This is a genomic window from Trichocoleus sp. FACHB-40, from assembly GCF_014695915.1.
GTDB classification, from domain to species: domain Bacteria; phylum Cyanobacteriota; class Cyanobacteriia; order Cyanobacteriales; family FACHB-T130; genus Funiculus; species Funiculus sociatus.
On record NZ_JACJPF010000110.1, the window covers coordinates 73,860 to 80,231 of the forward strand.

Genomic DNA, 6,372 nt, shown 5'->3' on the forward strand with positions numbered 1-6,372 from the left:
TACATATGGTGTTGTTGTATGTTTTATAGGCTTTCGTCCGCCTTTTTTATCCCTATAGACAAACTTACTTGACACAAGTGCAAAAATATCACTTACAAAGTTAGGTATTGCCACTAAGCACTAAATTTTCGGTTTCGGGTATTTTAAGAACAGTCCTAAGCGTATTCACAGCTTTGTAGAGACGCGAGATTAGATCCCGCCTCTACAAGCCAAAGGAAAGGGGTGCCGCGATGAACCGGGGTAAACAGTGTCAAGTGCAAGAATCATTGCCTGGAACGACTCCCCCAATGAACAGGTGAGTACAGAAAATCGTTGTTTTGAGGAATACTGCCGTGGAGTCGGGAAAAATTTTAGGTTTTTTTATCGAGGAGGCAAAAGAACACCTGGAAACCCTGGAAAAAGGGCTAATGGATCTGCAAAGCGTCATAGCAGATCAGGAAAGGGTTAATGAAATGTTTCGCGCTGCCCATTCCGTGAAGGGAGGGGCGGCGATGCTAGGCTTTAACAGTATTCAAAAAGTTTCCCACCGGTTTGAGGATTGTTTTAAGATTCTCAAAGAGCATCCTGTGACCATTGACCACCAGCTGGAGTCAATGTTTTTAAAAGGGTACGACACACTTAAGGAATTAATTGACCGCCTGCAAGGGCCATTTGGACTGAGGGAAGATGAAGGTGAGAAACTAGTGCAAGCGGCAGAGCCTAATTTTGCACAATTGCAGGCATATCTGGATCGCTTGGTAGGTGGGGGAGTAGGAGCAATTGATGAATTACCCCTACAGGCAGAACCAGCGAAACCCGTGGCGAAAATGCCGCCGCCAAATTTCTCGGTTCAGGTGACGGCGGTTCTAAAACAGATGTTGCTGCTGTTTAAGGGAGCAGAAACGCCTTCAAGTCGCCAACAACTTCAAACTTTGTGCCAACGGCTAGCGCAGCTGGGAGGTGGGATAGGAACTTGGACGATGCTGGTAAAAACGGTACATCGAGCGATCGCTAATCCCAAAAATCCTTATTCTACTCTGGCACCCATTGCGATCAAGGAACTCAAGCAATCTAGCGACTTGTTGCAAGCTGGGAAAGGTAACGCGATCGCTCCTAGTGCCAGTCTACGGCTGCTGGCAGCTTCTCCAGAATCAACCCCTGCCCATACGTCGGTGGCAAAAACACCCGTACAGGCACCAACACCCAGCCCTTCCTCCCCCAAGGAAATTACTGTTCCACTAGAACCCAGAGGAGCAGCAAAGGCTTTGGCTCAAGTTTTTAATAAAGAGCAACTGTTGATGCTAGCTAAGTTACTCCACCAGGCTAGCCGCTGACCATCCTTAGCTAAATCCCTGTAGGGCAGGTAGGTATTTTGCCTACTCTATAGCAATTCTAGGGTCGGGTGCGATACATCTGTAGAGATATGGCAAAACCATGTCTCTACCAAGGTGGCCCGAACGTTAGATTAGAACCCCGATATATTCCACTCAACTGAGAAACGTTGTACTACTGATGATTTTTTATATGAAATTGCACATCGCATTAAGATTTGTTCTATTTTCCGTAGCCATTAGTGTAAAAGCTTACTAAAGATTCATAGTTAACTCCAATTTGCTTCTATATAAGCCTTGTCTAATTTATACAACTAAGAAAAGTAAGTTTTTATTTAATTACATAAATTATTATTGGGATAAATACTTATAAAAAGTTAATAGAGAAAAAATGTATTTATTAAACTGTTGAAGCCTGTATTAATAAAAACTTGTTAAGATAGAAGTTATAAAAAATCAACATCAAAGCCAAAAACGTATCCATACAGATTAGAATTGTCCCTTAAGGAAAAATCTGCATCTGTCTATTTGAAGAAAAGTGTAAAACTAGTTTCTTCAGAGAATAATAAATTCGTGAAATAATTACTACTCAGGGTGTATCCAGTTTAACGGTATAACGAGTTATACCAGAATAGACATAACAAATACTCCAGGTACTCACTTAGTACCTTGGCTGGAAGATATGCCCCCTTTACACACTAATCAGCAAAGCAGTGCCTTAGCGCCCCGGATTGACAACCTGCCCCCAGCGCTCCTCAAAGAATTACCAGTGGGTGTATTAGTAATGGGAGTTAGCGGGGAAATCCGCATGATGAATCAAGCGGCCTTGAACTTGCTGGGGCTAACCGAAAGCCAGCTGTTAAATCAAGAGCCTCTTGACTCAGATTGGCACGTTATTCAAGAAAATGGAACACCATTTCAGCTGAAACTCCATACGGCACCAGTCAGAGCAAAGCAAGCATTGCTGCTACTTTCGACGCGCCAAGCGCTGCGAAATTTAGTTTTAGGGGTGTATCGACCAACGAATAGCGATCGCGTCTGGCTATCCGTGAATACCGAACCGCAGTTAAATACAGATGGTACTGTCGAACAAGTCATCTGCACGTTAAGCGACATCACCAACCAAAAGGCAGGCGAACAACTTTCAAAAATTAATGAGTGCTTTTCCAGCCTTAAGTCTGACCCGGATGATAACATTAACCGTCTCACAGCACTGGCAGGAGATTTACTCGGCGGAGGTTGGGCAGTTTACAATCGACTGCATGAAGGCTTGCTATGGGCATGGGGACAGTCACAAACGCCGCCAGACTTCTCCAACGTCAGAGAACCAGAAGGCAACATTTGCTATGACGTTATCCAGCAACGCAGCGACCAAACTTTTGTAGTTCAAGATTTGCCAAATACTCCTTACGCTGAAAGCGACAATTGGGTAATTCCCTACCAATTGCAAACCTATATTGGGCAAGCTGTCAAATGCGCTGGTGAATACATCGGCTCAGTATGCGTAGCATATCAAAATCAATTTATTCCCTGTGAAGCTGACAAAAAGCTGATGGGGATTATTGCCTCTGCTATTAGCGTTGAAGAAGAACGCAAGCGGGAAGCTGTGGTTTGGGGGCAGAACGAAGCCAAATGGCGAAGTCTTCTGCAAAATAGCTCCAACCTGATCACCATTTTGGAAGGCGACGGCACCATTAAATATGCCAGTCCTGCCATCGAACGCATTTTGGGATATAAGCCAAAAGAATTAATTGGCAAAAATACATTTGACTTTGTTCACACAGATGACATCCCCTTTTTAGAAAAAGACTTTCAAGAAGTTCTGCAAAATCCCACAAGCGCTTTAACAATTGAATTTCGGTTTCGGCATAAAGATGGCTCATGGCGTTATATAGAATCAACCCATAGCAATCTCCTAATGGATGCACCGGGAGTCCGCATGGTGGTCAACTCTCGCGACATCACAGATCGAAAGCTAGCCGAGGCAGCATTAATAAAATCGGAAGCGCAACTGAGAGAAAAAGCAACTCAGCTGGAACAAGCTTTGTATGAACTGCAACAAACTCAAACCCAACTTGTTCAAACCGAAAAAATGTCCAGTTTGGGGCAGTTAGTGGCTGGCGTGGCCCATGAAATTAACAACCCTGTTTCCTTCATCTACGGCAATCTTCCCTACGCCACTGAATACACTCAAGAGTTGCTCCACCTTATTCGCCTCTACCAGCAGCAATATCCCAACGCAACACCAGTAATTAAAGAAGCCCTAGAAGAGATTGACTTAGATTTCGTCAGCGAAGACCTGCCAAAACTGATGAACTCAATGTTGGTAGGAGCAGAGCGCATTCGTCAAATTGTTCTGTCACTGCGTAATTTCTCCCGTGTAGATAAAGCAGCAAGAGAGCCTTTTGATTTACACAATGGAATTGACAATACCCTACTTTTGTTACAGCATCGCCTGAAACCTAAAGCAGGACGACCACATATCCAGATAATCAAAGATTATAGCAATCTACCAATCGTGGAGTGCTATGCTGGGCAACTCAATCAGGTATTTATGAATATCTTGAGTAATGCTGTTGATGCCCTGGAAGAGTCAATGGATGGAGAAACAACCGACAGCTTACAACTGACAACTAACGCTCCTATCATTCAGATTCGCACAGAAATGGTAGATGACCATAAAGTGGTAATCAGAATTGCTGACAATGGGCCTGGGATACCGCCCCATGTGCAGCAAAATATATTTGACCCATTCTTTACTACGAAACCAGTAGGACAAGGTACGGGTTTAGGTTTATCAATCAGCTATCAAATTGTTGTCGAAAAACACGGCGGTGTTCTAAGTTGCCAATCGAAAGCGGGAGAAGGAACAGAATTCTATATTGAGCTTCCGGTGCAGCTACCACATGACGAAGCAGTATGAAAAAGTTAAGTAATTTGTAGTAATTCGTAGGTGGGGCTTACCGTTTGGAAACTCAATAACTCACGCTTACTTACTAGATGTTGGGTGAGGTTCCAATGGCTCAATCTACGTTTTACTCAGGAGGGAGAGCCTCTAGATGAGCGTTCCCAGGCTGAGGCTGGGAACTAGAGTTAATTAAGCAAAGGTGGAAAAGCCTAAATCTGGGGGGACATCCTGAATACGTCCTTGTCCCACTGCTTGTATGGCTGATTTGAGCGAAACATCACCAGTGTAGATGGCTCTGCCAACGATAACCCCGCTTACCCCCAAAGGTTCAAGAGCTAGCAAACTCAAGAGGTCAGTAATGGAACTGACACCGCCAGAAGCAATGATGGGAATTGAGACAGCATTAGCGAGTTCTCTTAATGCTTCTAAGTTTGGCCCGGAAAGGGTGCCATCGCGATGAATATCGGTGTAGATAATCGCAGCTGTCCCCAGATGTTGCATCTGTTTAGCCAAGTCAATTGCCGTAATTTCAGAAGTTTCTAACCAGCCTCTAGTGGCAACTTTTCCATTACGGGCATCGATTCCCACAATAATTTGCCCAGGAAATTCTTGGCAAAGTTGTGCTACTAGCTGGGGTTGTTCAACTGCAACGGTTCCCAAAATTACCCGTTCAACGCCCATGTCTAGCAGCTGATGAACTGCACTTTTGTCGCGCAAGCCACCCCCAACTTGTACTGGCACTTGCACCGCTTGTAATATCGCTTCAATTGCCTGCCGATTTACCAGAGAGCCAGTTTTAGCGCCGTCAAGGTCTACAATATGCAGCTGGGTTGCTCCTTGGTCTACCCAGAGTTTAGCTACATGAGCGGGGTTGTTGTCAAAAACTTGCGATCGCTCGTAGTCTCCCTGATACAATCGCACACACCGCCCTTCTAGCAGATCGATCGCTGGAATTACATTCATCTTCCGCTATTTAAATAATCAAGTCAGTAGAATAGCCAATGTCCACCCTACTCAATAAAGACTAACAGTTAATAGGCTATCAACTAGCAGCTAATCTCTCTTGTGGCGGTAAGCCAAACAACTTTACAAGATCCTCATCACTTAGAGTTTGGTTCCACCGACGCAGCTGCACCATCAATCGCGCAAATGTAAACACCAGTTCTACAGCGTACAAAGCATATCCTAATTGCCATAGTTCCTTGGTGTGAGTGCGTTCGCCTTGGTGGTGTTGCAGAAGACTCATTAAATTTTTAGTAGTACCCCGCAAGCGAGTCACATAAGAATCTCCAAAAGCCCAACGGCTGATACCCCAGAATTTTGCCAGATGATTGATCTCGTCTTGTAGCGGTTGCGCGATCGCTTGTTGTAATGCCCCTGTTGAGTGCGCCATTAACCACAGATATACAGAAGTTGCGCCCCATTCGGTGGTAATTCTGCTGAGTGCGTGTTTATAGACATCTTCCCGAATATTGCCGCTAGATTCGTAACCTTGGACAGAGTTTGACTGCGGATTTAGTTTTTCCCCTGTCAATTCTTGATATATTTTGCTAAAAGCAGGTCGGTGCTGTCTTTCTTCTTTCTCCCATAATCCTACCTCTAGCACCGTTCCATCCGCCGCAAATGTGCCGCCTACAAATTTTGCCATTTGCGGATGGGTTGCCTGCAAATAATCCCAGCTTTCTTTGGCATAAGCCCGAATCGGCGTTTCTATTTCCACCGCATTAGCGATCGCGGCTGTAAATAAAGCAGGTTCAACACCTATAATTTGATGAGGATTAATTCCTTGCCAATCAATCGGTTGCCAAGGTCGCTGATGTGGTTTTTCAAACTGTCTGGGTAAATCTACCAGGCAATTCTGGAGAATATCTATTGATAGATACCTTTCCACCAGCGAGTTGATACGCGATCGCGTTTGTAAATAATGTGGCTCTTTGTATTGATATCCTGCTAAATCAATCGTTCGCTTGGCAATTTTAGATTTCTCCATTTCCTCACCTTCCCTGTTTAATATATTTCTACTAACTTTTTCGCTGATATCGGGAGCATCCCGGTTTTGTAAAACTACTATCAAGAGAGGATAATAGGTAGAGCGTCAACAGAAGTGTGAACTGCATTCGTAGGAGGAGCGGCTATGACCCCTGAACAAAAGGA

At 44.4% G+C, this 6,372-nt stretch carries 4 protein-coding genes; 2 read left to right on the plus strand and 2 right to left on the minus strand.

All coding sequences use genetic code 11. The annotated features are described in order from the left end of the window. The first annotated feature begins 332 nt into the window (after positions 1–332). Together H6F63_RS26910 and H6F63_RS26915 are read left to right on the plus strand one after the other, a co-directional pair. On the plus strand, positions 333–1,313 hold the full coding sequence (locus H6F63_RS26910; RefSeq protein WP_190640365.1) for an Hpt domain-containing protein: 981 nt from the start codon (positions 333–335) through the stop codon (positions 1,311–1,313). Positions 1,314–1,992: 679 nt separating this feature from the next. After that, positions 1,993–4,233 carry a PAS domain S-box protein gene (locus tag H6F63_RS26915; RefSeq protein WP_190640366.1) on the plus strand — a complete coding sequence of 747 codons (2,241 nt, stop codon included), beginning with the start codon at positions 1,993–1,995 and terminating at the stop codon, positions 4,231–4,233. Between the two features lie 174 nt (positions 4,234–4,407). Here H6F63_RS26915 and hisA read toward each other — a convergent pair whose 3' ends face one another. Continuing rightward, a complete protein-coding gene (gene hisA / locus H6F63_RS26920) occupies positions 4,408–5,181 on the minus strand; it encodes a 1-(5-phosphoribosyl)-5-[(5-phosphoribosylamino)methylideneamino]imidazole-4-carboxamide isomerase (protein ID WP_190640367.1) in 774 nt (257 codons plus the stop codon). 79 nt (positions 5,182–5,260) lie between these two features. Beyond that, positions 5,261–6,208, minus strand: a complete 948-nt coding sequence (locus H6F63_RS26925) for a hypothetical protein (protein WP_190640368.1) — start codon at positions 6,206–6,208, stop codon at positions 5,261–5,263. Positions 6,209–6,372 lie beyond the last annotated feature (164 nt).

Bases quoted from the DNA above. Each gene is read 5' to 3' on its own strand.
- hisA (WP_190640367.1), bottom strand. From the start codon at position 5,181: ATGAATGTAATTCCAGCGATCGATCTGCTAGAAGGGCGGTGTGTGCGA.
- H6F63_RS26915 (WP_190640366.1), top strand. From the start codon at position 1,993: ATGCCCCCTTTACACACTAATCAGCAAAGCAGTGCCTTAGCGCCCCGG.
- H6F63_RS26925 (WP_190640368.1), bottom strand. From the start codon at position 6,208: ATGGAGAAATCTAAAATTGCCAAGCGAACGATTGATTTAGCAGGATAT.